This is a genomic window from Jeotgalibacillus malaysiensis, from assembly GCF_044789845.1.
In the GTDB taxonomy this organism is placed as follows: domain Bacteria; phylum Bacillota; class Bacilli; order Bacillales; family Jeotgalibacillaceae; genus Jeotgalibacillus; species Jeotgalibacillus malaysiensis_A.
Genome location: NZ_CP085252.1, coordinates 1,918,512 through 1,944,832 on the forward strand (window position 1 = coordinate 1,918,512; position 26,321 = coordinate 1,944,832).

Below are 26,321 nucleotides of genomic sequence, written 5' to 3' on the forward strand. Positions count from 1 at the left end.
TGTTTCAGCATCACGCAATTATATTCTATGAGGACATGCTGCAAAAAGAACAAAAAAAACCGGCTCTTTTAATAACTGATATGCTCCCTTCAAAGTAGACAGAGAAATAATAAAAATTCTCTACTACTATGAAGGGGGCATTTTTATGTCTAAACGAGTAACTAATCATATGTTAGATGAAAGATTGAAAGTGGTGTTATGTGTCTTAGATGAGAAGAAGCCGACGAATGTGGTCTCTAAGGAATTCAGTGTTGCCCAGACGACCATCCGAGAGTGGGTCCGTAGATATCAATCTGATGGAATCGACGGATTAAAGGAATCGAAGACCTGGAAAGAGTACTCCCAAGAATTGAAACGACAGGCAGTGGACTATTATCTGGCGGGTCACGGTAGCCTCAGTGAGACCTGTGCTCGTTTCAACATCTCAACCTCCTCTGTTTTACGAAGGTGGATAAAGCGTTACACTAGTGGAAAAGATATAAAATCCACTAGTAAAGGAAGTAGAGAGATGAACAGAGGACGAAAGACGACATTTGAGGAACGGATAGAGATCGTCCAATTCGCAATCGCCCACGACCTTGACTATCACGGGGCTGCGGAGAGATATCAGGTTTCGTATCAACAGGTCTATGGATGGGTACGGAAATATCAGGCTGACGGAGAGACGGCACTTCACGATCGCCGCGGGAAATCCCTGGAGTCTAAGCCGGACCTGACAGAAGTAGAGAAACTGAAGCTCCGCATCAAAGAACTGGACCATCGCAATCAATACCTTGAGGCGGAGAACGGCCTCTTAAAAAAGCTGAAGGAGATCGAAAGGAGGGACAGAATGCGCGAATAGGCAGTCATCTACATCGGTTCCAGGCGATCCATGATTACCATGAGGAGACGAAGACACCGATTCAACTGCTTTGCCAGCTGGTCGGCGTGTCGCGATCCGGTTACTACAAATGGCTGAACCATACACCGACTGACCAAGAGGAAGAAAATGAATGGCTACTCGGGGAGATCAAGAAGATGTTCAACAAACATCAAGGGATCCTAGGCTACCGACGGATCACCTTGTTCATCAACCGTCAGTTCAAGAAGCAGTACAATCGCAAACGGATCCGTCGTCTGATGATCAAGCTCGACCTGAAATCCTTTATCCGCCGGTCGAACGGCTACTGTACGAAGACCAGCTACGTCAACATCGAGGACAACATCTTGAATCGCGCGTTCACAGCGAGCCAGCCCAATCAGAAATGGGTGACGGACATCACACACCTCCATTACGGTCTTGGGCACAAGGCTTATTTAAGTGTGATCAAGGACTTGTACGACGGGTCTGTCGTAGCCTATAAGATCGGTCACTTCAACAACAACCCTTTGGTGATGGATACGCTGAAGGCGGCCATCGAAGCGAACCCAGACGCAATGCCTCTACTCCATAGTGACCGAGGGTCGCAGTATACATCGAAAGAATATCGCTACATCACGACAGAGGCAGGGATCACGCGGAGTATGTCCCGTGTCGGGAAGTGTATCGACAACGCGCCGATAGAGAGCTTCTTCGGTCACTTCAAATGCGAGAAATATGCATTGAAACCGTACAAGAGCTATGAAGAATTAGTCAACGACATCGATCAATATATGCGATTTTACAACGAGGGACGTTATCAAGAAAAATTAAACAACCTGGCACCGATGGAGTATCGATACCAGGCCGTAGCGTAGTTCTAACCTTTTTTCTTTTTTACTGTCTACTTGACAGGGCGCAGTTCAAACCGGTTTCTTCTCTTCCGTATTTAATTTCCCCATCTTCCCCTACAAAATATGGAACGCTGTATGCAGGTACTACTCTCGAATCCTCGAGCAAAATCGAACGGAGATCCTCTTCATTTTGAAAAGCAGAAAGGTCCTGGTCCTGTGTAAGCTGATATAGATCAGTCATATAGTCCAGATATATCGTCCCATCACCACCTGCCACAAACGGCAGCTCGTTTCCTGTATATGGACTGACAGCAGTCGGATCTTCATCAAATCCAAGCTTAGAGTAATCAATTGAATACATATTATCTCCAACCTGTTCCTTAAACGGAATACCTCTGTTAGCCTGAACTCTGATCTGGATTGTTCTAATCGTTTCTGCTACTCTCAGGTCAAATACATATACAGTCGGATCTTCTTCCACATTTAACAGCGTATATTGAAAGACTCCGCCGTTTTCGAACGCATTTCCCGGGAGCTCAGCCATAAATCTTGGCTTCAGCATTGAAAAGTCGATCTGATACTTTCTGTAAATTGGTGTATCATTGTCAACTGTCTTTATCGGGAGCAGTCCACCAGTACTTTCCTGGTATTGGTCCACAGCAGACTGCACACTCTCAATCTGCTCTTTATAAGCAATTTCATTTCCTGCTCTTTCCTGAGAAGGAAACATACATCCACTCAGGATAACTGACAGTACTGCAGCTAGAACAATCAGGCGTTTATTCATATAACTCTCCCCCTGATCAGGCTTCCATCGTCGGACCGCTTAAAACGACCCAAAGCATAATTAAACCTGCTAATATCATGAAAATATAGGCTGCAAAAGCAGTGATAAACTTTAAAACCTTGTTTGATATTTTATATCGGCTGAAATAAATAATAATAATTGCTAAAAACATAAACCCCATTGAACCAAATGAAATCCACATCTTCGTTAATGCATCCACTAAAGCTCACCCTTTCACAAAACGTGCCGTTATATTATAGCATATTAAGTAGATAAACTTGATTTATGGTCTGGAAGAGTCAGAAAAAGTTCATTCTTTCTGTCAGAATGATTTTTCCGCATTGAAAAAACCGGGATTAATTCCCGGTTTTATCGTCCTGATCTTCAAGTATGTTAACCAGATCTTCCATTTCATGCGTTTTTACACGTGCCATCAGCTGGTCAACCGCTTCTTTAGGGTGAACACCTTCAAACAATACATGATAAAGAGCAGTTGTGATCGGCATTGAGACCTCATATTTATCAGCAAGCTGGAAAGCCGCCTTTGTCGTTCTGACGCCTTCTACAACCATTTCCATACTATCAAGCACTTCATCAAGCTTATGTCCCTTGCCGAGCATATTACCTGCTCTCCAGTTTCTTGAATGGACGCTTGTACAGGTTACAATCAGGTCGCCTACTCCGGTCAGGCCTGAAAATGTGAGTGGATTAGCACCCATTTTCGTACCCAGTCTCGCAATTTCAGCTAGCCCCCGGGTAATCAGAGCAGCTTTGGCATTATCTCCGTAACCAAGTCCATCTGTTATACCTGCAGCCAGTGCAATAATATTTTTTAGTGCACCGCCGACCTCAACACCTTTCACATCATTGTTTGTATAGACCCTGAAATGCTGATTCATAAATGCATCCTGAACTTTTTCAGCTGCTTCGATCTGATGTGATGCTGCTGTAACAGTTGTAGGGTGCCTTTTGACAACTTCTTCAGCATGACTAGGCCCGGATAGAACAACAAGATTTGACATCGTTTCAGGACTGAGTGTCTCTTCCAGTATTTCAGATATTCTCATATGTGAATCTGGTTCGATCCCTTTACTGACGTGTACCACAATTGCAGGCTTATCAGCTACACGGTTCACTTTTTCAGCTACTTCACGTGTAGCTTTTGCAGGAACCGCAAAAACTATCATATCTGCAGATGAAACAGCTTCCTTAACATCAGAATAAGCTCTGATCAGTTCCGGCAATTCAGTGTCAGGAAGATACTTATCATTCATGTGCGTCTGATTGATTTTTTCGGCCTGGGCTTCTGTATGAGTCCAGAGATTTACCTGATGGTTATTATCAGCTAATACTAGTGCCAGAGCGGTTCCCCAGCTACCGGCTCCAAGTACTGCGATTTGAAGATTTGCCAACTAAAACCCTCCTTTGTCTTACTTTCTCGCTCTTGCAATCAGTCTGATCGGCGTGCCTTCGAAACCGAATGCCTCTCTGATACGATTTTCAAGAAATCTTTCATATGAGAAGTGCATCAGTTCAGGCTCATTAACAAATATCACAAAAGTTGGCGGTTTAACAGCTACCTGTGTCGCATAGAAAATCTTCAATCTTCTGCCGTTTTCAGTCGGCGTAGGATTCATGGCGACTGCATCCATCACAACTTCATTCAGAATACTGGACTGTACTCTCATTGAATGGTTTTCACTAGCCATATTAATAACCGGAAGCAGTGTATGGATCCGCTTCTTCGTTAATGCTGAAACGAAAACAACCGGTGCGTAATCAAGAAATTGGAAATGTGCTCTGATCGTTTTCTCAAACTTTTCCATTGTTTTTTCATCTTTTTCTACAGCATCCCACTTATTCACAACAATAATGACAGCTCTGCCTGCCTGGTGTGCGTAACCTGCAATTTTTTTATCCTGATCGATGATACCTTCTTCTCCATCAATCAGAACAAGCACAACGTCTGAACGCTCGATTGCACGCAGTGCACGAAGAACACTGTATTTTTCAGTGGACTCATAGACTTTTCCTTTTTTACGCATACCAGCAGTATCAATAATGACATATTCCTGACCGTCATATTTATAAGGGGTATCAACAGCGTCTCTGGTTGTTCCGGCTACATTACTGACAATTACCCGTTCTTCTCCAAGAAGTGCATTAACCAGTGATGATTTCCCTACGTTTGGTCTGCCGATTAAAGAGAATTTTACAACCTCTTCTCCATAATCTGCTATTTCACGCTTATCAAAATGTTCAGCAGCAGCATCAAGAAGATCACCAAGTCCCAGTCCATGTGATCCTGAGATCGGATAAGGTTCCCCAAAACCGAGTGAATAGAAATCATAAATCTGATCTCTCATTTCAGGGTTGTCCACTTTATTGACTGCAAGAACTACAGGTTTATTTGATTTATATAAAATTTTTGCAACATGTTCATCAGCTGAAGTGACACCTTCACGACCATTTGTCATAAAAATAATAACATCAGCTTCATCAATGGCAATTTCAGCCTGTTGTCTGATCTGTTCTAAAAATGGCTCATCACCGATATCAATACCGCCTGTATCAATAATATTAAAATCATGGTTCAGCCATTCAGCTGAACTGTAAATACGATCTCTTGTTACACCAGGAGTATCTTCCACAATTGATACTCTTTCTCCTACAACTCTGTTAAAAATAGTAGATTTCCCTACATTTGGGCGACCAACTATCGCAACGACCGGCTTTGCTTTTGCCATGACGTTCACCCTTTCTACACACTTCATTTAAAGTGTACTATCAATTTATTCGTTCTATACAGCCAAATCATTGTATCAGTAATTAATTTAATGCACAATGACTGACCATACAAGTAAAAGCTGATTTCTTTTTAAGGAAATCAGCTTTTATTGTAAAGAGCAGAAGAATAACAATTCAGGATCTCCTGCTCATCAGTTCCGGAGAAAAGCCTCTGACGCTCAGCCAGTGGTATAAGTCACCTTTTAAAATCACAGGTACATGATGAAGATCTGCAATGTTTTTACAACCGAGTGCAGTCATCATCATGACCAGATCATCCTGAAAATATTTTATTTCTTCGATTAACTGACCTTCACCCTGTTCAGTTAATATTCTTAAAAAAGATCCTGCAATGCCAGCAGCAGATGCACCCAGAATCAGGCTTTTTAGCAAATCTGAACTTTTATGTATGCCTCCAGAAGCCAGTACATCCTTTGAAGTGGCATGGACAGTCTCAACAATTGACGCGGCAGTTGGAATTCCCCACTCATTAAAAAAAAGTTTCTTTCTTTCCTGCCTGTTATTTTCAATGCTGGAGAAATTAGTTCCGCCATATCCCCCTGCGTCAATTGCAGCAATGGACGTCTGATCAAGCTTCACTGCAGCTTCCCTGCTGATTCCAAAACCTGTTTCTTTTACAATGACCGGAATTGTTAAGTCATCAGCAATTCGGGCAATCCTCTCAAGAGCACCGTTAAACGCACGATCACCTTCAGGCATTGCCAGCTCCTGAATCACATTCAAATGAATTTGAAGGGCATCAGCTTCGATCATTTCAGCTGCTTCAAGCGCCTGTGATACAGTAGCCTCACTGCCTATATTGCCGAATATCAGTCCTTCAGGATTTTCTTTTCTGACAACCTCATAGGTGTGCCGCTCCTGTTTATCTTTAATCGCAGACATTTGGGAACCTACAGATAATGCGATTCCCGTTTCTTTTGCAGCTCTTGCCAGTGAAGCATTTATTTCTGATGTTTCATCTCCACCTCCGCCAGTCATCGCATTGATGAAAAAAGGCGAACTTAGTAAAAGTCCGCCTACTTCAGAGTGAAGAGAAACATCATCGACTGAGCTGTCCGGAAGGCTCTGATGAACAATAACAACTTCATCAAAACCGGTTTTTCCAGATTGCCTGTCAGATAAAGCATATTCAATATGGTCCAGTTTTCTTTTCGCTCTGCTCACATTTATTCACCTAATTACTTATCATTATTTAAATCTTTTAGTTTGTCCCCTATCATTTCACCAAGCTGGAAACCTGAAGATTCTTCAGGCATTTCATAGCTTTGTGATGATGACCCTTTATCTTCTTTCAACTCTTTAATCGAAAGTGATAGCCTTTGATCATTAACGTTCACATCCAGTACTTTTACCTGGACTTCTTCACCTTCATTCAATACTTCATGAGGCGTACCGATATGCTGATGTGAAATTTGTGAAATGTGAACCAGACCTTCAACGCCAGGGAATACTTCCACGAAAGCTCCATAAGATACGAGGCGTCTTACTTTGCCATCGAGTACAGCTCCTCTTGGGGCTTTTTCTTCAATGTCTGACCAAGGTCCTGGTAAAGTTTCTTTAATTGATAACGAGATTCTTTCATTATCACGATCAACAGAAAGTACTTTGACTTGGACTTGTTGACCTTCCTCTACAACATCGGACGGTTTTTCAACGTGCTGATGAGACAGCTGTGAAATATGAACCAGTCCATCTACACCGCCAATATCAACAAATGCTCCAAAGTCAGTAATACGCTGGACTGTACCGTCCAGAACATCATCAGCCTGGATCTTTTCAAGCAGTTCTTTCTTTTTCTCAGCCTTTTCTCCCTCAATTACAGCCCGGTGAGAAAGAATCAGTCTGTTCTTCTCTTCGTCAAGTTCAACGATTTTAAAAGTAAGAGATTTCCCTCTGTAATCTTCAAAATCTTCTACATAGTAATCCTCAACAAGAGAAGCAGGTACGAAGCCTCTTACACCCAGATCAACGACAAGACCGCCTTTTACAACGTCTTTGACCTCAGCTTCAAACACTTCTTCCGTTTCATATCTGCGCTTCATTTCTTCCCACGCTTTTTCCGCTTCAACTTTACGCTTAGAGAGCACGAGCAGCTCTTCTTCGACCTTAGTGACGACCAGGTCCAGCTCGTCCCCTTCATTTACAACGTCAGAGGCTTTTTCTACATGGAGGCTCGAAAGTTCCGAGATCGGAATTATACCGTCAATCTTGCTGTCTTTTACATCCACAAGAACCTGTTTTTCCTCCACCTTGGTTACAGTACCGATAACCCGATCTCCTACCTCTAATGAGTTTACTTCGATGTTGTTCATATCCTCTGTCATATGTACTCCTCCTTAATCCAAGACTGCTGAAATTGTATTAAATGTGAAAAAATTCACAGTTTAATGTTAAATTCAGAATATACTACTAACTTCTAATAAATAGCCCTGTTTGTCAAGCGAGAACTTTTATCGATGATTGTCGGAAAGTGTTTTGATCTCATTCATGATCATGTCGGTTACTTCAGTAGCAGATGCTTTTCTTTCTTTTAATTCAGCCATATCAATCGGTTTACCATAAACCACCTTAAGGCGTCTGGAAAATTTATACGGACCGATTATCGCACAAGGGACGACTGCAGCATCAGATCTTAATGCAAAAAATCCCGCACCTGCCAGTCCTTTACCAATCTGACCATCCTTACTTCTGGTGCCTTCTGGAAATAATCCGACAACATGTCCATCTTTTAATTGTTTCAGCCCTCTTCGCAGTGCTTCACGATCACTCATCCCTCTCTTAACCGGAAATGCATTCAGGTTAGGCAGCAGCTTTTTCAGAATTGGCATATTAAAAAGCTCTTCCTTTGCCATAAATGAAACTGGACGTGGTGAGGTAATACCTACAACAGGAGGGTCGAGTACATTAATGTGGTTTGCACATATTAATACGCCTCCACGTTCCGGTATATGTTCTTTACCCACTGTGCGTATTCTGTAAGCAGGCGTGAGTACAGATTTTACTAATCCTTTTGCAAAAGAGTATAAATTCATAATGTTGCCCCCCGATCAGCAGCTAACTCAGTTACTTTGTTTACTACTTCTGAAATTGACATATGCGTTGTATCAAGCTCGATTGCATCTTCTGCTTTTACTAACGGGGATACAGCTCTTGTTGAATCAATATGATCACGCTTTTCTATCTCGGCTTTAAGCTCATGAAGATCTGATATGATGCCCTGTTTCTGGTGTTCTTCAAAGCGTCTTCTTGCACGCTCCTCAGCTGTAGCTGACATAAATATTTTCAATTCAGCATCGGGAATAACAGCTGTGCCGATATCACGGCCGTCCATCACGATGCCGCCATTTTTTACAAGCTCCTGCTGCCTTCGGACCATTTCACTTCTGACAAGCTTATGAAGCGAAACATCAGAAACATTCTGCGTGACATTTTGCTGTCTGATTTCTGAAGTGACTTCCTCATTATCTAAATAAACAAGCTGCCCCTCTTTACCTGGTTTTAGCTCTATTACTGTATTCAATAAAAGGTTATATAATTCCTGCTCATTTTTAGGATCAATCTGATTTTTTAAAGCTTTATAAGTAAGAGTGCGATACATTGCACCTGAATCTATATAGATGAAACCTAATTTTTCAGCTATTTTTTTTGCTGCTGTACTTTTGCCGGCAGCGGCCGGTCCGTCAAGTGCAATTCGAATGTTCTTAGTATTATTCACTGGCGATTCTCCTCAATCTAATATAATCTCAATTATTGTATCATAACATGGTCCACAAAATAGTAATCAAAAACGCGCCTGCTTAAGTAAAAGCAGGCGCGTCACGTTTATTTTTCCTTCATTTTCAACTGGCATTCAAACGTATACCTGAGTAGAAGCTGTCTTTCAAGTGCGGTCAGATTGCTGAACTTAAGCATACCGATCTGAACACGGTTTACAACTTTGGTGCGCGTAATTTCACCAGCTGCTTTTAAATACTGGGTTTCACCATTTCTCATAGGAAGCACCATAAATAGCCCTACTGTATCTCCCGAATGAAAATCCATACCATCTTTTAAGATAAAAGATAGCCCACCGGCACTTATGTCTTCAGTCACAGTATTGAATTTAGCCATTTCAGTTTTCACTGATACATCTATTGAGGTGTTCACCCTGACAAACTGTCTGCGCTGTACTTTAATTAAATCCTTTTCGTCTGGCTGATCCAGTAAAATCATAGGGATGTTTAGATTTTTTCGGCCTTTCACTTCTGTTACAAAAGAAAAAGCATTATTATTTTCAGTTGTATAGCTTATTCTTAATTGCATTCCATCAATTAAAAATACAGTTTTGTTCGTTGTCATATTTATTGGATAATCAATAAACAGCTTACCTCCACTAATTTCAACCAGTCTGCTTTTATACTTGTCATGGCTTGAAGCATGCATTGGTTCAATCGTTAGAACTGTTCCTATTTTCATCTGATACACCCACCTATACTCGGCTATATAGGTATTATCGCACAGAAAAAAACTTTTTCAATTCCTTTTTTCAGTAAATCCTTTATAGCTTTTCTACTTTTTCTTCCTGACCGCTTTCTGCGTTTATATAGATCCGGAATGTTTCGTCATTCGTTATACCAGTGAACTCATAACACAATACATGCTCATCAAGCTCATTTCTGATCAGTGTCATTCTGGTCTCGGCATTTTCGAATTCTGAATGCAGCAGTGAAAGTGCTTCATTCTCTGTTAACTTAATCTCAGGAAGCTCAATCTCCCCGTGACCTGCCCAGTAATCATAACCGGTAAACCCGAGAATTTCTCCATTATCAAGTGCAACCTTAATATAGACTGAATCATCCAGCACCCAAATGTCACTGTCTTCCAGATACCTTGAGAATGTGAGAGAAGCACTGTGATCAGTTTGATGCCCTTTTTCAAGTTTCAAATCATTCAGGTCATTTTGCTCGAGAAACTTTTCAGCTTCAGCAACTGCTTCATTGAGGCTGAGATTCGCTTCAGAAATTTCTCTATCCTTAATCATATAAAGCGGATACCCACCCTTAACAGAGAGGTCCATTGAAAATGATTCTTCGTTGTCTGTAACAGATATAAATGGATAAGTCGATCCTTTAAGGCTTTTTGAAACATCAGCATTTTCGAGCTGCTTACCGGAAAACTTCTCAGCAATACTTAATGCATCATCTGGTTGTAATTCATCTCCCGTCAGATGCTGAAGCTGTTTTCTTCGCTGTGAAGCTGTTTCCTGCTCTGTTGGTGCAAAAGTTTCAGATGCATACCCTTTTACGGCTCCATCAACTTTAGCAAATCCATCAACAACCGGCTGTGCTTTCGCATCACCAGTGGCCATGAGTTGCTCCAGATCAAGCCAGCTGAGTTCTTCTTCCAGAATTCTGTTCTGAATCGATCTCAGCTCATTTTGTATCTCTGCTGATTGGTCGTACAATTGTTCAAGCTTTTTGTATTCATCGTCTGTCAATGGTTCTGAAGAAAGGTCCCGCACTGAAGTCAGATAGCTGAACTCGCCAATCTTCATCAGAAACTTTTCCATTTCACTATAAGGCAGTACACCTAATGGCAGCTGGCCAATATCTGAGTGAATCATCGAAGTTAATCTCCAGACTTCTGTGAGTGCCGGGGTTAATGTTCTGCCCCCGTTCATTGCTAAAGTTGATCCGATTTCATCATGCAGAAGGTCCATTTGAAAAGTCATTTCATGAAAGGCACGCTGGTATTGATTTTCCATATGATTTTGCAGTGCATTTGCCTGACCTTTCTGATAAGCTGCGAAGGCAGCTGCAGAAAAGGCACATAAAAATAACACAATTAAAATTGTTTTTTTCCAGTTCATTTTTCATTCTCCTCATTTATAGGCAGAAAATATGTTCACCAATCTTTTTGATTTGTGGTCTGGTCCAGATCCATTCGCTGGTAGCAGTAACCGGATTAAAATAATATAATGCATTTTCAGACGGATCCCACCCGTTTATTGCATCCATTACAGCTCTTCTTGCCTGATCATTTGGTGTCAGCCAGATTTGGCCATCAGCTACAGCAGTAAATGCAAGAGGTTCAAAAATAACGCCGGATGCGGTATTAGGAAACGCTTCATCTTCAATTCTGTTCAAAATAACTGCAGCTACAGCAACTTGTCCTTCATAAGGCTCTCCCCTTGCTTCACCGTAAACTGCATTAGCCATTAATTTAATATCATTTTCAGAATAACCGTTTGGTAATTTCAGTTTTTTGGATACCGTTTCTGTCTTAACCTGATTCTTTAAAGGAGTTCCGCCATAATGTGTAAATTTCACTCCCTTATTTAGGTTTTCCCTTACAAACGACTCATTGTATTCACTGGCATTAATTAATTTCTGTCTCGTTTCAGGACCTGCAAGTCCGTCTATTTCCATACCGTAATCAGACTGGAAATTTCTCAAAGCCCAGTAAGTGCCCCATCCAAAATCTCCATCAATCTGACCTTTGTAATAGCCGATATACTGAAGTCTTGACTGCAATTCAATCACGTCATCCCCAAAAGCGCCTTTTTGAATCACCTGACCACTGAATGCATCAGTTACTGATACACTGCTGAAAAAAATTGAAAAAGCCAACAAAACCATACAAAAGTTTTTCTGCATACAGATTCCTCCTATCAAACTGATACTAATAATCTGAACCAATTCATCTATTCTATACAATTCAATTTCTGAAAAATGAGCATAGACCTTTTTAGAAAAGGCAAATTAAAAAAGCATGCAGCCGCATGCTTTTCATGTCAGTTTTGTTTTATGGTGATAATCTGTCAGGATATGAGCTTTTTTAACTTTCCACAAACCCAGCCACCAAAGAAATAGCATGAAGGGAACCATATAGTAGATCCAGTTCCTGCTGCTGATCAGAATAAAGTCATAAGTGGTATGAAGCAATATGGGCAATATAAGAGAAATAAGTATAAAAAGCTTTTTATTTAAGTGAAATTTTGCTTTTCCTATGTAATAACCCATTACGACACCGAAAAGTGCGTGACTGGATACAGGAAGAAGTGCTCTCCCGATCGCAGCCTCTAGTCCGTATACTGCGAGGTATAATACGTTTTCAAGAGTGGCAAATCCAAGTGAAACAGCTGCCCCATAAACAATACCGTCATAAGGTTCGTCGAATTCTACAAGATGAAAAATAAAAAAATATAATATAAACCACTTGAAAAATTCTTCTAATAATCCATATGCCAGGAAAGATTGTATTAGCGTATTTGAAAAATCGGTTTCGACCTCAATCACATATTGTAAAAACATTACCGGAAATGTGACTGCAACCCCTAAAATAAAGGCTCTAAACACAACCCTGACAGGTTCTGAGTCATATTGATCTCTTAAATAAAAATAACTTAGAAGAGCAAGTCCCGGTGCTATCGCAGCTGAAATTAGAGCGATCATGCTGTTGCCTCTTTTCAATCCGTTTTTCTCATCGTATCATGGAAAAGAATTCATTTACACAAATAACTTTTTGGGAGGGAGAAAATGTCGAAAAAAACATTATTACTCATACATACAGGCGGCACGATCTCAATGTCCGAAGACGAATCAGGCGCTGTTAAAACAGAAGGGAACAACCCCCTGTTAAGACATACTCAGAATCTGAATGATTATGCTGACTTTATTGTTGAAGCACCGTTCACACTGCCTTCACCTCATATCACACCGGATCATATGCTTGAATTAAAAAAACTGATTGAAAAGTATTATCTTGAGCACGGTATTCATGGCGCTGTTATTACGCACGGAACTGATACATTAGAGGAAACAGCATACTTTTTGGACCTGACACTCAGACTGTCTATTCCAATCGTTGTGACAGGTGCTATGAGGTCTTCAAATGAGATTGGGTCAGATGGTCTTTACAATCTGATTAGTGCTGTCAGAGTTGCTACAAGTGATGAAGCCTTTGGTAAAGGGGTTCTAGTCGTGTTAAACGATGAAATTCATACTGCTGTCAATGTTACTAAAACCCACTCTAGCAACGTATCCACCTTCCAGAGTCCCCAATATGGCCCGATCGGAATTGTTACAAAGGGTGGTGTGCTGTTTCACCATACACCCAAATTAGATATAAAGTACTCAATTTCTGCGCTCAGTAAAAATGTAGCAATCATCAAAGCCTATGCCGGAATGGATTCAAGGTTGCTCAGTGCACTGGCAGATCTGAAGTTTGATGGTGTCATTATAGAAGCACTTGGTCAGGGGAACCTGCCGCCGGGGACAGTTAGTGGCATTGAGGACCTGATTAGCAAAAACATCCCTGTCGTACTCGTTTCCAGATGTTTTAACGGTATTACTCAGGATGTATATGGTTATGAGGGCGGGGGCAGACAGCTGAAGCAAAAAGGCGTTATATTTTCTAACGGGCTGAACGGTCAAAAGGCAAGACTGAAACTGATGATTGGACTTTCACAGTCTGACGATCCGGATTATATCGCATCCATGTTTAAATAATTGAATTATATTAAAAAGGAAGCTGCTTAGCTTCCTTTTTTAATCATTGCGTCTGCTATTTGATTTCCGTGAAATCTGCCATTTTCAATAAAAATTTCATTTGCATTGTTACCGGCTGCGATAACGCCTGCTATATAGATCCCTTCAACGTTTGTTTCCATGGTTTCAGGGTTAAACAGCGGCCTCCCTGTATCATAATCAATATCCACACCCATCGCTTCAATAAATGAATGGTCCGGGTGATAGCCGATCATAGCGAATACAATATCATTTTTTATTGAAATCTCCTTAAAGCCATCAGAATAAATTAATTCCTGATGTGAAATTTCCTTTATTTCTGCATTGAAGATCATCTTAACAACGCCGTTTTTTACCAGCGCTTCAAATTCAGGAAGAATCCATGGTTTAATACTTTGTGAATATTCACTGCCTCTATAGAGTACTGTTACTCTTGCGCCAGCTTTTTGAAGTTCAATCGCTGCATCAACTGCTGAGTTTTTACCGCCAATGACAGCCACATCCAGATCAAAATAAGGGTGCGCTTCTTTAAAATAGTGATGAACTTTTTCAAGTTCTGCTCCCTGACAGGTTAGCTTATTCGGATGATCATAATAACCGGTCGCTACGATTACCTGATCTGCTGAATAAAGATCTTTATCAGTCTGAATTAAAAATAAGTCATCCTGCTTCGTCACATTCTCCACTTTTTCAAAACGGTTAATTCTCAAATCATGCCTTAAGGCCACTTCTCTATAATAAACGAGCGCCTGATTTCTCTTCGGCTTATGCTGTTCAATGATAAATGGCACATTGCCTATTTCCAGCTTTTCACTTGAAGAGAAAAAAGTCTGATGGATCGGATAGTGGTAGATGGCATTCACAATATTCCCTTTTTCTATAATAAGCGGATTGATTCCTTTATTTTTAAGTTCGATCGCCGCTGACAATCCACATGGACCACCGCCGATTACGATAACCTGTTCATTCTTCACTTCATTCACTCCTCAGTGCAAACCGGTGTGTTCCGGGTATTTAAAAAACTCCTATCTAATCATAATAGGAGTTTTTGCATTCTGATACAATTAATTTGCTGACATATTTAATGCTTTACTGATCCAGTCTTCCCAATCTTCCTTATTCAGCCCGACGAGATTTTTTTCATAACCTTTCTTTTCATCATCATTCATCATGTTAACTGCATGTCCGCCAAGGCCAATTGCCAGATCCTTATACTCAGCTTCTAGATCAATAATTAGATCCTTTGCACGGGATAAATTGTCTTTTAACGTGCATGACATAAAAAGAAATTTCGGTTCAACTGTGTCAAGGACAGTTTGAATGTCTCCTTCTTTTATGCTGGATCCAAGATATATCACATTAAAACCTTTTCTACGGATATAAAGTGTAAATATCAGTAGCCCCAGTTCGTGCCACTCTCCCGGAGAACATACCGCTACCACTTTTGGTAAGAAGTTATTCTGAGGAAAAGAATGCATCAGAATTCCGATTCTCGATCTTAATATTGATGTAGCAAAATGCTCATGAGCTGTAGTAATCCTGCCTTCTTCCCATAACACACCGATTTTGATTAATATGCTGCCGAGTATATCAACCAGTACTTTATCCACAGTGTATAAAGAAAAAGCCTCATTGATCAGATCATGCGCTCTGCTTTCATCAAATTTCATTAAAGCATATAATAAATCTTCTCTAAGTACTGTCAGCTGATTTTCATTTTGATCGCCTGATATGATCTGGTCATGCTCCTGTTCAGAAAGTGCCACAGCCTGACTAATTGTAAAGCCTGCATTTACTTTTGAAACCAGCCATTTAAGCTTTCTGATATGTTCATCAGTATATAACCTGTGCCCGGAATCATTTCGTACGGGGGCAATCATCTGGTATCTTCTTTCCCATGCTCTGAGCGTACCTGGTTGAACCCCAAGCATATTAGAGACAGCTTTTATATTGTATTTTCCTTCATCAGCTTTCATGGCCAACCTCCTGCTCAACACTGTTTGATACCTAATTATATATTCATTATACAAAGATGTAAAACTTGTATAGGTTTTATATAACTTTTTAGGAGATCGTAAGCAGATGAACTTCAGACTTTGCTCCAAGTCTCATTGGGATCAGCGTCGTTCCATATCCGTTACTGATTAACTGTGTATATTGCTGATGTTTAATAAGCCTGCCTTTTTGGTAAGGGCCAAACCCCATCACCCTGATTTGACCTCCATGGGTATGACCGCAAAGGATGACCCGTACCTGATTTGCATGCTTAACGTCACTTAACTTTCTCGTAACTCTCGGATCGTGACTCAGGAGGATCACATCCTTCTCACCAACATTACTTAATGCCTTTAAGAGATCATCTTTTTGATAATTGATATCTCCTATTCCTGCAATGGCAATCTGATCGTTAATTATATCGGATTCGTTTTCTAATACCGTTATTCCTTCAGCTTCAATAATTTCAGTCAGTTTTCTTTTATTTACTTCTTCATCATTATTACCAAATACAAAATAGGCTTTCCCTGCTTTTGCAATCAGTGATGCATTATACTGAACTCTCTCGTAGGGCACACCCTTTTCTGTCATATCCCCTCCAATCAGAATCAGATCCGCTCCAGGCAGTGAACGAAACCATTTTTCAGGGATTTTACGCCGGTGTATATCCGAAATAAACAGTACTTTTAATGGTGGAAATGTTGAGGCGTCATTTAATTTAATGTGATGGGTGATCAGGTTGTTTTCAAATGCTCTTTTTATCATCAATAACCCTATAGAGAGGCAAAAGACAATGCCTGCATATAAATATTTCATTTTTTCCTCCTGAATAAGCCGATATTATCACCAAACAATGATTTATTATATATGATTCAAGCTCAACTGAATATGTTTTAACCTGAAAACCTTTTAATCAAAGTTATGTAAAAGATGATTTTGTTTCTGCACATCTGGTGATTGAAGCGTAAAGGGGGGACTCAGTGACAGGAAGGGACGAGTGAGGCCTATGCGGGCTCACCGTCCGGTCATGGAATGCGTCCCCCCTCTCGCTTCAATCAACAGTCAACTTTAACAAAGTCGTAATTAAAAAAATCATTTCCCCATGAGCCGGAGAAATGATTTTAGTGCTAGTCTTCCTTAATATCCAGTATTCTGAATCCGGATTTTTCAAGTTTCTTGAGAAATTTATCAAGATTATCTTTCTTTTCAATTTTCAGTACGATTCTTCTGACAAGCTTATCAGTTTCGTCAAATGTAACAAGAGAGATAACAGATTCATGAAATTGCTGAATAATTTCTGCCAGACGTGAAATTCTGCCCTCTGTCTCAACAGAAGTGAATGCAATCCGGACGCCTTCTTTATGCATGCCAAATGCACTCCGGAATTGATTAAACACGTCATACCTTGTCACAATTCCCATAAACCTTCTTTTAGTATCTACGACTGACATCAGAGGAAAGTCATTTAACTGGTAAAGTGTTGTCTCAAAAATTTCATCCCCCTGCAAATAGTTATCCTGGTGTGTAATAATATCTCCTGCATTCCTGGATGCATAGAAATCTTCCTTGGAAAGACCGGATTTAAAGAAATCCTGATAAATGTGATATCGTGTCGTTACACCTTCATATGTATCGCCATTTAAAACAGGCAGCGCATCCACTTCTTTTTCTTCGAGCAGGTTTATTACGTTTTCAATAGATTCATCAGATTGTACTGTATAACATTTCATCGCCGGAACCATCGCACTTTTAACGAACATTTTATTCACCCCAATTGATTAATAACAGCAAAGCTGTTTGTAAAATCATTCTATAAAGAACAACTAAATCCCTTTATCCTTTTATGGGAGTTGTAAAACCTGCCCAACATAAATTTCATTGTCACCAAGATTATTCAGCTGTCTTAGCTGCTCAACCCCATCAGGTCCAAGGTCGTAATTAACTGAAATTCTATATAATGTTTCATTTGCCTGTACGGTATGGGTTGAACCAGATGGCTGCTCTGTTTCCGACGGTGTTTCTTCAGCAGGCTGTTCTGCCGGTTCTTCTGCAGGCTCTTCCGGTGCTTGAGCCTCCTCAGCAGGCGCCTCCTCCTGAATATCCTCAGCAGGCTTCTCTTCAGGGACTTCTTCTGATTCATCTTCATCATTTGTTACACCTGCTAAAACAGGTTCAGCTTTATCACTTAAAGCTGTTTCTCTATTTTTTTCAATTTGAAATTCATTGGAATTCTCAAGCGTGGCATTAGTAATGCCTGAATCACTGTTTGAAAAGAAAAAGATCGAAACTATAACAACTGTCAAAGGCAGGAGTACAAATGATGCCAGCAGTAACCCAATTAGAGGAAATGGTTTTTTGCTGGATTTTTTTTCTTCTCTTTTTTTCCCATGCAGTTCAAGTCTGGATTTCACATCATCCTGATTTTCCTGCTCGCTGCTGGCAGCTAATAATTCTTTGCGGTCTTTTTCAGCGCGGTCTCTGTAAGGATCTCTTTTCATATTAAACCCCTTCTTTATTGGAATAATGAATATAAATACCTAATATATAGTCTATTATAAAGTGAATAATGAAAACTGACCATAGACTTTCGGTATATTCATACACATATCCCAAAAGAAAACTTAAAATAGTAACATTTATCAGCAGATAAAAGTTTTTCAGGTATCTGAAATGTACTGCGATAAAAAGGATATTTGCCGGAATGAAACCAATATGGGTTTGTAAAACACCACGAAATAACAACTCTTCACTGAAAGCAATGAGTATGGTGATGATTAATATTTGCATAGGGTTCAGACATGTAAAAAGGCGTTCATTAATTCCCCCGTCATCAAACGCTCTTTTTGGCAGAACTCTCATCAGCAGCAGGTCTGCCACAACACAGATCAATCCAATTAATACACCTATCAATAACACCTGTACACTTATAGTAAATATATCAGTAAATTGATTGATATTATTAAACAATAAGAGAGCCAGCAATGATGCAACAAATATTATCAATATCTGAGTATAAATCACAGCCTGTTTTAGCACATGACATGGGTAAACTTTATAACTGTCCATTTAATCTCCTACCAAAAGAAGGTTTAATCTATCTTTCCAATGAATGATTTTTGGTTTTTCAGGTCTGCTGATGATCTTGGTCTCTTCCAGCCCGCAACGGTCACAGCACTGGTTCTGCTTTTCTTTCATCTCCTCGCCAAAGAAGTGAAGCAAAGTTTCCCTTCTGCATCCTTTTGTATCGATATAACTTTTTAGATCAAGCACCTGCCTGCGTTTTTTCTGCAGCCTGCTTTCAAGCAGTTGATCCATTTCATATGCCCAGGAGTGAGCGTTCTTATGCTCAGCATAATATAGTAGCACTCTCAATTGTGTATCTGATAACATCAGTTCCTGCTGAATTGTCTCAGGCGGTTTCCCTGCAGAGTACAAGTGATGAAAAGTCTCGATTTGAAATAATGCCGGCTTTTCAATCTCTGCAAGCTGTAAGGGAATTGCTGCATCATTGTTGCTATAAAGCAAAACAGCACGCGCCTGCTCACAATCCCTGCCAGCTCGTCCAATTTCCTGAAGAAAATTCTCGATCGATGAGGGCATGTGAAAATGAATAACCGTCCTGATGTTCTCTTTATTAATACCCATTCCAAATGCATTCGTAGCAAAAATCCAGTCCAGCTGACCTGTTATAAACTGTTGTTGTATCAAAATTCTCTGTTCGGTTTCAATGTCACCATGATATACAGCAGATCTTACAGCATGAGATGCTGCTCTGGCCTGCAGCTCCTCAGCTTTCTTTTTACTTGAGAAAAAAACAATACCAGGCGCCTGATTAGAGGAGATTTCATCAATGAGCTTTCGTTCCTTTTCCAATGAATCCTCAAGTTGTTTTACTTCAAGTGCTATGTTTGGACGATTAACCGAAAAAACCCATTCTTTCCAATCATTCAGCTCAAGCTTCAAAGCGATATCCTGTCTGATTTCATCGGTGGCTGTTGCAGTTAACGCGAGCGTGCACGGATTACCAAGTGCTCTTTTAAATGAACCCAGCTTCAAATAATCCGGTCTGAAGTCAGGACCCCACTGGGAAATACAGTGTGCTTCATCAATCACCAGTAGACCTATTCCGATTTCTTTCAGCTTGTTCAGTACTTCAGCTGATGAGAGCATTTCCGGAGATAAAAAAATAAATCGGTATGACGCAAGGTGACGGATTAAATGCTTTTTTTCGTTAAAGTTTAAAAATGAATTGATCGCTGCTGCTCTCTTTTCTCCCCTTAATTTAATCTGATCAACCTGGTCCTGCATTAAAGATAATAGAGGGGAAATAATTAATACCCTTTCATTGTTTACATAAGAAGGATATTGGTAACAAAGACTTTTCCCTGTACCGGTGGGGAGCATCGCGATCGTATCCTGTTTTTTCAATATTGTTCTGATGATCTCTTTTTGTCCTGCTCTGAATGTGTGATACCCAAACTTTTCTTTAAGTAATTCTTCCAAATGAGTTCACCTCTTTCTGCTTTTGCCAGCACCAGTCTGATTTGAAAATAATCAGCCTCAGGGACATGTTCTTTTATGTACTTCAAACGGTTACTTCTCCCCTTAAATGTTCTGATTTCTTCAGCTAATTGTTCTGTGACAAATGAATGGATTGAAAATTGCTGATCGAGCAGTGCGATCTCCAGTATATGATCCTCTATTGTACTTCTTTTTAATCTTCTGACTGAGGCAATCTGATCGATCGATAGATTTCTTTTAACATATTGATAAGTTTCTTCAGTAGATCTAGTAAACGGGATAGACTTTATTTCCTGTGTATCCATCATTTCAGATAGTAGCGGAAAGCAGGTTTTGTCATCATCAATCACTCTAAACATATAGTGCAGCTCATTAATAAATCTAGTGAATATTTCATCCGGTCCGCAGTTTAATTGATCTGCGAGCTGACGGTTGGTTTGTCCAATCTGATTGTATCCGGAAAGCTGCTGAACAATCAGGTCTGGAGAATCAGGAAAGTCATCCCTTTCAAAAAGTACCGTTAATTCTTTGTTCAGCTGTGAAGTATAGTCCTTTAACCGGTTCCGGTTTTCGCTGATCATTTTTTTAACCCACTGCTGCACATAGAAATCCCGGGTGACAGGAATAAACTGATGCTGCGAATAAATCAGATTTGACCCGGTCTGGACGGAAAGTGTGAGTCTTTTCCAGAAGAGGTGTGTGACCTGATGGTATTTCCACCCGTTCAAATACACAGGGAAAGGATGAACGGAGAAGAATTCAGCCAGTTCTATTCGTCCTTTCGCAGTGAGTCTGAACTTTAATTCTTCTTGCTCATCAATCATGCCATGATGCTTTAAAAACTCAATTCTCTGATCATAATATGATCTTTTCATAGATCGATATAATTGAAATAGTGGGGAGATGCCATATAACTGTGCATCCTGTATCGTTTGTGAGGTTTTTTTGCCCTTAAGAAGATGATAGATTGAGGATTGTGTTCTTTCACCATTAATAATATCAAGACCTGCCAGCACAATTGCATCCAGATAATTCATAAGAATGCTCCTTCATATTAGTCGTAAATATATTTTAACACTCCCCTTGAAGGTTCAACAGTTTTCTTTCTTTTCAAGATGGGTATTATGAAATTAAGTAACCTTCAGTATTGAAAATCAATACACGTACGAGTAAAATAAGGAATGGACATTTTTAATTAATTTAAATGCTTGAACAAGGAGGTAATCCAATTGGCTAAATATACGATCGTAGATAAAGATACATGTATTGCATGCGGTGCCTGTGGCGCTGCAGCTCCTGACATTTATGATTATGACGATGAGGGCATCGCATTTGTTGTTCTTGATGACAATGAAGGAACAGTAGAGGTGCCGGAAGTACTTTACGATGACATGCTTGATGCATTCGAAGGCTGCCCGACTGATTCAATTAAAGTAGCTGATGAGCCGTTTGATGGCGATGCATTAAAATACGAATAAAAAAAGCTCCCGCGGGAGCTTTTTTTATTGCAGAAATGCTGTGTTTCCACCAATTGGAACATTTACCGGCTCATCGAAGCTGTATCCTGCGAGAAACTCATCTTCCAGACCATTAAAGCGCACTGAACTGATAGCAAAAGATTCAGCAGTCAGCAAAATTGATTCGATCAGCTGTCTTCTCTCAATCTCTGTAGTTTCAGTAAAATCTCCTTCAAATGATACCGTCATATCTGAGCCATTCACTTCATAATTGATATCCACGTTTTCCGGAACCGGAGATGCATATTGATCGTTTGGCACTTGTTCTTCTATTGCATTCAGTGCTTCCTGAACTGAGCTGAATTGATCATAGCTTTTAGCATAAAAGTAACTGCCATCTTCATTTTCATAAATGTAGAATCCTTTATTATCGTGATTCAGATCATAAGATTCTACACGTCCGAATTCACCTATTTCTGCAGGTTCATTATTTTCATCAATGATGCTGAACTGATCATAGAATGATCCGAAAGTTTCCTTTAATACATCAATTAATAAGGCTGCGGATGCGCCTTGTGTTTTCTCATCCAGGTTATCGATTAAACCAGACACATTGCCTTCTTCTACACTTAAGTTTTGACTGATCGGGTGATAATCCATAAATCCAAAAGATGCTTCATCTATTTTGTCTGCCCACTCCTGATACAGTGAAAGTGGTGTTTGATCCGCTTCACTCTGTGGGACTACAAATGTAAAAGGAATCACAAATGCATCTCTGGTCACGAGGCCTGCTTCAAAATACATGTTATTACCGAGGTCCTCCTCAAACAGTATTCCTTTTTCACTTTCCTCTTCAATTGTCACTGTTTCTAATTCTTCTTCCTCTTCTGCAGCAGGCTCTTCTGAAGATTCTTCACTATTTTCCGCCACCTCATCAGCATCAGATGACTCATACATTTCAACATTCTGTTCTTCAGATGAATCCTGACTTGCTTCTTCACTTGTCTCTACCTCAGCTGATTCTTCTTCTGCGACAGGAAGGGCTGTGTCTGAAGCCTGCTGATCAGAGGAGGCGTCCTCATTAAACAAACCAGGAGCAAGAATTGCCATTAAAGCGACAGCAGCGGTCCCTGCTGCAACGGGCATCCAGTGAAACGGCTTAATTTTTCTATTTCGCAGTTTCACATGCTGATACACTTCTTCCGGATCAATCCGGCTATTGATTTCAGGAAATTTTTTCAGTTCGTTTTCTATTTCCTCTTCAGTCCACTTGCGTTTGGTCATTGAACTCCCTCCTCCTCATCTGACATCAGTTCCTTCAGCTTTTTAATTGCCCTGTGCTGAGTCGTTTTTACTTTTCCTTCTGTCCATCCCAGCACCTCTGCAGTTTCACTAATATTCAAATCCTGTATATACCGTGTAATGATCACCATTTTCTGGTCGGTTGTGCAATGGTCAAGGCAGGCATAAAGCTTTTTCACCTGCTCACTTTGCTCAAGCATTTCATCAGGCAGCGGCTCGCCTCCTGATATTTCCCGCTCTCCCCAGTCAAAGTGATCCATTACTCTTTTTCTTATTGTTTTTTGCTTTCTGAAATAATCGATTGTCACGTTTTTAGCAATAGAGAATAACCAGGTTTTTTCCGAACTCTTTCCTTCAAAACGGTGATAGGAATTCATCACTTTAATAAACACTTCCTGAAGTAAATCTTCAGCAGTGTCTCTGTTCTTAACCATATATATTAAGAATTGAAAAACATCCTGCTGATACTCTGTATACAGCCTCTTTAAAACGGAGTCCATGAACCGTCTCCTCCCCGTTCATACCATTAGTCGTAAGCAATGAAAAAAAGTTTCTTTCTTAAGCACATTTTAAATATTAACCCTACTTCGTGTTGTTTTTCACATTCCCATTTTACATGACCGGTCATTTGATATAAACATTGAATTAAATAAAGTAAAACAAAAAGCAGACGCATACGCCCATAAATGAGTAAACAGAGGATAGATTACTCATTTGCAGGCATAGCAGTCTGCCTTTTAGTGCTTATAATAAAGTCAGCAGGGAAGATAAAAAGAGAATATTGTCCCCTCTTCCACTTTACTTTCAGCTTTAATCTTACCTTTATGGGCCTGAATCAGATTTTTAACTATCGCAAGACCCAAACCTGTACCAGCTCTTCCTCTGGTTCTTGCTTTATCGGCTTTATAAAACCGTTCAAAAATAAATGGCAGGTCATCTTCAGGAATACCAACGCCATTATCGATCACATCAAAACGGATAAGTTGATGTTCTTTCTGCGTTTTTATTGTTATTTTCCCATCTGCCCTCGTATGTCTGATTGCGTTATCCAGAAGATTTGTCAGCACCTGCTCTATTCTGTCAGGATCAATACTGATCGCAGTCGTATCATCGAGTTCAGTCTGATAGGACATCGTAATATCTTCGTCACTGAGTCCAAGCTTAAACTTTGATAAGACCCTGGAGGAGAATTCGTTCACGATAACTTCCTCTTTATTCAGAACAATATGTCCAGCTTCCATTCTTGCAAGATCAAGCAGTTCATTGACGAGTCTGCCCATTCTTAAAGATTCATCATAGATGACTTTTGCAATATCTTTTCTTTCCTCGTCACTTTGAGGGATATCATCGATGATGGCTTCGCTGTATCCCTGCAGCATTGAAATTGGCGTTCGTAATTCATGGGACACATTTGCGATAAAATCTTTTCTGAGTGTTTCAAGCTTTCTTTCCTCTGTCATGTCTCTGAGAACCACTACTGCTCCCCTTACTGTCTGACCGCTATAAAGCGGACTGATAATCGCAGCATAGGAACGTCCGTTTACTTCAAGCTCGCCTACCTGTTCCTCATTCGTTTTCATCACTTTTGTAATCAGAGATTCAAGCGTTGGCGGCAGTGCAAGCTTTGTGTATCCTTCCTGCTCATCATACCAGTTCTGCAGAAAGCGCTCAGCAGGGGGATTTGAGACAAGAACTGTACAATCTTTATTAAAAGTTATGACCCCATCTGCCATTGAGCTGAGTACACTTGAAAGCTGCTCCTTCTCCTGACTGAGCGCATCAAGATGATGTTTCAGCTGTCTGCCCATCTGATTAAAAGCTGTCGCCAATTCACCGATTTCATCATTCGAGAGAATTGGTACTTTAGTGTCAAACTTACCTCTTGCCACTTCAAAAGCACCTTCTCTCATTTTTCTGAGTGGAGCTGTGATTCTTGTTGACAGGAAAAATGCAAAAATCGTCGTAAGTATGATTGCGATTGCTGCTGCAAGAATGATCAATCTCGTTGTCTGTTCAGTTGTTTGCTGAATTGCTTCTAAAGATTGATAAACATATACGGCACCAGTGGTTTCCCCATCATCACTGCTGACAGGTGCACCGACGACCATTATATTGTTATAACGGTTATCAAAGTCGTCACCTGATGGAAATTCATGCTGTACAACTGTTCCATCTGAATAGATTCTTTCCATTGAATTACTGCGGTTTATTGCCTGCAGCGTATCCTGGAATGATAATTCATCGGAATAAAAAACCACTTCTTCATTGATCTCGACAACTGAGTGTACGGGATCATCAAGTATTTCAGCTACGATCTGAATACTCATATCAAGATCATCGTGTTCTTCTAAAACACTTGCTGATTTTTGCGCTTCATATCTTAAAGACTCTTCCACTTCTTCTACATGGTAGTTCTGAAAAAACTCCAGCAGCAGAATTGTAAGGATGAATAAAACAAAGGAGACAAGCAGCAGAATTGTCATCCACAGCTTGCCTACTACGCTTCTCCAGATTCTCATTCGTCAACCTCGAACTTATATCCTACTCCCCATACCGTTACAATCATTTTCCCGGCCTTTTCAGATACCCTGTTCAGCTTCTCACGCAATCTTTTCACGTGTGTATCAACCGTTCTGAGGTCACCGAAGAACTCATAGTGCCATACTTCTTTTAACAGCTGTTCTCTGTCATATACTTTATCCGGGCTTTTAGCTAAAAATAACAGTAGCTCATATTCTTTCGGTGTTAATGTTACCTCGTGCCCATCTGCAGTAACACGATGGGCATCATTGTCTATTACCAGATGGTTATAGCCGATCATATCTTTTGCTTTTGTATCTGTATTGACAAAACTGCTTGTTGCAGTTCTTCTCAAAAGTGCTTTCACACGGAGGACAACCTCACGCGGACTGAATGGTTTGACGATATAATCGTCCGTTCCCACTTCAAATCCCTGTACGCGGTTTGCTTCTTCACCTTTAGCAGTAAGCATAATCACAGGAGTGGTTTTTGTTTCACGAAGCTCTTTACACACTTCAATTCCATCTTTTCCTGGCATCATTAAATCGAGTAAAATACAGTCAAAATCTTCTTCAAGGGCTTTTTTAAGTGCTTTTTCACCGTCTTCAGCCTCTTCTATGGTGTATCCCTCACGCTCCAGATACATTTTTAACAGCCTGCGGATTCTTTCTTCATCATCAACTACAAGAATATGACCAAGTTCATTCATTGAAAATCCCCCTCATCAGATAT

At 40.2% G+C, this 26,321-nt stretch carries 27 protein-coding genes; 3 read left to right on the top strand and 24 right to left on the bottom strand.

The window, feature by feature from the left end; genetic code table 11:
• Positions 1-145 precede the first annotated feature (145 nt).
• Positions 146-1,716 (top strand): IS3 family transposase gene (locus LG330_RS10340; protein WP_404403530.1). Its coding sequence is split into 2 segments (ribosomal slippage): positions 146-809 and positions 809-1,716, totalling 1,572 coding nucleotides; the frame shifts between segments, so codons are not numbered across the junction.
• 19 nt (positions 1,717-1,735) lie between these two features.
• On the opposite strand, the gene LG330_RS10345 is transcribed toward LG330_RS10340, so the two are convergent.
• The 12 genes from LG330_RS10345 to prsW all read right to left on the bottom strand — a co-directional run bounded on the left by LG330_RS10345 (position 1,736) and on the right by prsW (position 12,720).
• On the bottom strand, positions 1,736-2,479 hold the full coding sequence (locus tag LG330_RS10345; RefSeq protein WP_404403532.1) for a hypothetical protein: 744 nt from the start codon (positions 2,477-2,479) through the stop codon (positions 1,736-1,738).
• Positions 2,480-2,495: 16 nt separating this feature from the next.
• Positions 2,496-2,681, bottom strand: coding sequence for a DUF2768 domain-containing protein (locus LG330_RS10350; RefSeq protein ID WP_404409566.1), 186 nt, complete (start codon positions 2,679-2,681; stop codon positions 2,496-2,498).
• Positions 2,682-2,835: 154 nt separating this feature from the next.
• Entirely contained in the window at positions 2,836-3,891 is a 1,056-nt protein-coding gene (locus tag LG330_RS10355) for an NAD(P)H-dependent glycerol-3-phosphate dehydrogenase (protein WP_404403534.1), read from the bottom strand.
• Between the two features lie 18 nt (positions 3,892-3,909).
• Positions 3,910-5,226, bottom strand: a complete 1,317-nt coding sequence (gene der, locus LG330_RS10360) for a ribosome biogenesis GTPase Der (protein WP_404403536.1) — start codon at positions 5,224-5,226, stop codon at positions 3,910-3,912.
• Positions 5,227-5,401: 175 nt separating this feature from the next.
• A complete protein-coding gene (fni, locus tag LG330_RS10365; RefSeq protein ID WP_404403538.1) occupies positions 5,402-6,451 on the bottom strand; it encodes a type 2 isopentenyl-diphosphate Delta-isomerase in 1,050 nt (349 codons plus the stop codon).
• Positions 6,452-6,465: 14 nt separating this feature from the next.
• Positions 6,466-7,611 (bottom strand): 30S ribosomal protein S1, encoded by a 1,146-nt coding sequence (rpsA, locus tag LG330_RS10370; protein WP_404403540.1) that lies wholly within the window; start codon positions 7,609-7,611, stop codon positions 6,466-6,468.
• Positions 7,612-7,737: 126 nt separating this feature from the next.
• Complete coding sequence (locus tag LG330_RS10375) at positions 7,738-8,319, bottom strand: lysophospholipid acyltransferase family protein (RefSeq protein ID WP_404403542.1); 582 nt, start codon at positions 8,317-8,319, stop codon at positions 7,738-7,740.
• Positions 8,316-9,002 (bottom strand): (d)CMP kinase, encoded by a 687-nt coding sequence (gene cmk, locus LG330_RS10380; protein ID WP_404403544.1) that lies wholly within the window; start codon positions 9,000-9,002, stop codon positions 8,316-8,318. Before cmk ends, LG330_RS10375 begins: the two co-directional genes overlap by 4 nt.
• A 107-nt stretch (positions 9,003-9,109) precedes the next feature.
• Positions 9,110-9,742 carry a flagellar brake protein gene (locus LG330_RS10385; protein WP_404403546.1) on the bottom strand — a complete coding sequence of 211 codons (633 nt, stop codon included), beginning with the start codon at positions 9,740-9,742 and terminating at the stop codon, positions 9,110-9,112.
• A gap of 82 nt (positions 9,743-9,824) precedes the next feature.
• Positions 9,825-11,135, bottom strand: coding sequence for a germination protein YpeB (gene ypeB, locus LG330_RS10390; RefSeq protein ID WP_404403548.1), 1,311 nt, complete (start codon positions 11,133-11,135; stop codon positions 9,825-9,827).
• A 16-nt stretch (positions 11,136-11,151) separates the two neighbouring features.
• The gene (sleB, locus tag LG330_RS10395) at positions 11,152-11,922 is read right to left on the bottom strand and encodes a spore cortex-lytic enzyme (protein WP_404403550.1); all 771 of its coding nucleotides are present in this window, start codon (positions 11,920-11,922) and stop codon (positions 11,152-11,154) included.
• A gap of 132 nt (positions 11,923-12,054) precedes the next feature.
• A complete protein-coding gene (gene prsW, locus LG330_RS10400) occupies positions 12,055-12,720 on the bottom strand; it encodes a glutamic-type intramembrane protease PrsW (RefSeq protein WP_404403552.1) in 666 nt (221 codons plus the stop codon).
• An 84-nt stretch (positions 12,721-12,804) separates the two neighbouring features.
• On the opposite strand from prsW, the gene LG330_RS10405 reads away from it, so the two are divergent.
• Positions 12,805-13,776, top strand: coding sequence for an asparaginase (locus tag LG330_RS10405; RefSeq protein WP_404403554.1), 972 nt, complete (start codon positions 12,805-12,807; stop codon positions 13,774-13,776).
• 26 nt (positions 13,777-13,802) lie between these two features.
• On the opposite strand, the gene LG330_RS10410 is transcribed toward LG330_RS10405, so the two are convergent.
• The 8 genes from LG330_RS10410 to LG330_RS10445 all read right to left on the bottom strand — a co-directional run bounded on the left by LG330_RS10410 (position 13,803) and on the right by LG330_RS10445 (position 21,347).
• Positions 13,803-14,768 (bottom strand): YpdA family putative bacillithiol disulfide reductase, encoded by a 966-nt coding sequence (locus LG330_RS10410; protein WP_404403556.1) that lies wholly within the window; start codon positions 14,766-14,768, stop codon positions 13,803-13,805.
• Positions 14,769-14,858: 90 nt separating this feature from the next.
• Entirely contained in the window at positions 14,859-15,770 is a 912-nt protein-coding gene (locus LG330_RS10415) for a B12-binding domain-containing protein (RefSeq protein WP_404403558.1), read from the bottom strand.
• An 88-nt stretch (positions 15,771-15,858) separates the two neighbouring features.
• Positions 15,859-16,605, bottom strand: a complete 747-nt coding sequence (locus LG330_RS10420; RefSeq protein WP_404403560.1) for a metallophosphoesterase — start codon at positions 16,603-16,605, stop codon at positions 15,859-15,861.
• Positions 16,606-16,916: 311 nt separating this feature from the next.
• Complete coding sequence (locus tag LG330_RS10425) at positions 16,917-17,549, bottom strand: CBS domain-containing protein (RefSeq protein ID WP_404403562.1); 633 nt, start codon at positions 17,547-17,549, stop codon at positions 16,917-16,919.
• A gap of 81 nt (positions 17,550-17,630) precedes the next feature.
• Positions 17,631-18,287, bottom strand: coding sequence for a LysM peptidoglycan-binding domain-containing protein (locus LG330_RS10430; RefSeq protein ID WP_404403564.1), 657 nt, complete (start codon positions 18,285-18,287; stop codon positions 17,631-17,633).
• Position 18,288: 1 nt separating this feature from the next.
• Complete coding sequence (locus tag LG330_RS10435) at positions 18,289-18,855, bottom strand: lysostaphin resistance A-like protein (protein ID WP_404403566.1); 567 nt, start codon at positions 18,853-18,855, stop codon at positions 18,289-18,291.
• Positions 18,856-20,292, bottom strand: coding sequence for a RecQ family ATP-dependent DNA helicase (locus LG330_RS10440; RefSeq protein WP_404403568.1), 1,437 nt, complete (start codon positions 20,290-20,292; stop codon positions 18,856-18,858).
• Positions 20,214-21,347 (bottom strand): helix-turn-helix domain-containing protein, encoded by a 1,134-nt coding sequence (locus tag LG330_RS10445; RefSeq protein WP_404403570.1) that lies wholly within the window; start codon positions 21,345-21,347, stop codon positions 20,214-20,216. The genes LG330_RS10440 and LG330_RS10445 overlap by 79 nt, the downstream gene beginning before the upstream one ends.
• A gap of 192 nt (positions 21,348-21,539) precedes the next feature.
• On the opposite strand from LG330_RS10445, the gene LG330_RS10450 reads away from it, so the two are divergent.
• Entirely contained in the window at positions 21,540-21,788 is a 249-nt protein-coding gene (locus LG330_RS10450) for a ferredoxin (RefSeq protein WP_404403572.1), read from the top strand.
• 24 nt (positions 21,789-21,812) lie between these two features.
• Here the strand turns inward: LG330_RS10450 and LG330_RS10455 are convergent, their stop codons facing one another.
• The 4 genes from LG330_RS10455 to LG330_RS10470 form a co-directional block, all read right to left on the bottom strand.
• Positions 21,813-23,051 carry a GerMN domain-containing protein gene (locus LG330_RS10455; RefSeq protein WP_404403574.1) on the bottom strand — a complete coding sequence of 413 codons (1,239 nt, stop codon included), beginning with the start codon at positions 23,049-23,051 and terminating at the stop codon, positions 21,813-21,815.
• Complete coding sequence (gene sigX, locus LG330_RS10460) at positions 23,048-23,569, bottom strand: RNA polymerase sigma factor SigX (protein ID WP_404403576.1); 522 nt, start codon at positions 23,567-23,569, stop codon at positions 23,048-23,050. The genes LG330_RS10455 and sigX overlap by 4 nt, the downstream gene beginning before the upstream one ends.
• A 255-nt stretch (positions 23,570-23,824) precedes the next feature.
• Positions 23,825-25,588 carry an ATP-binding protein gene (locus tag LG330_RS10465; protein ID WP_404403578.1) on the bottom strand — a complete coding sequence of 588 codons (1,764 nt, stop codon included), beginning with the start codon at positions 25,586-25,588 and terminating at the stop codon, positions 23,825-23,827.
• On the bottom strand, positions 25,585-26,298 hold the full coding sequence (locus LG330_RS10470) for a response regulator transcription factor (RefSeq protein ID WP_404403580.1): 714 nt from the start codon (positions 26,296-26,298) through the stop codon (positions 25,585-25,587). Before LG330_RS10470 ends, LG330_RS10465 begins: the two co-directional genes overlap by 4 nt.
• Positions 26,299-26,321: the final 23 nt, after the last annotated feature.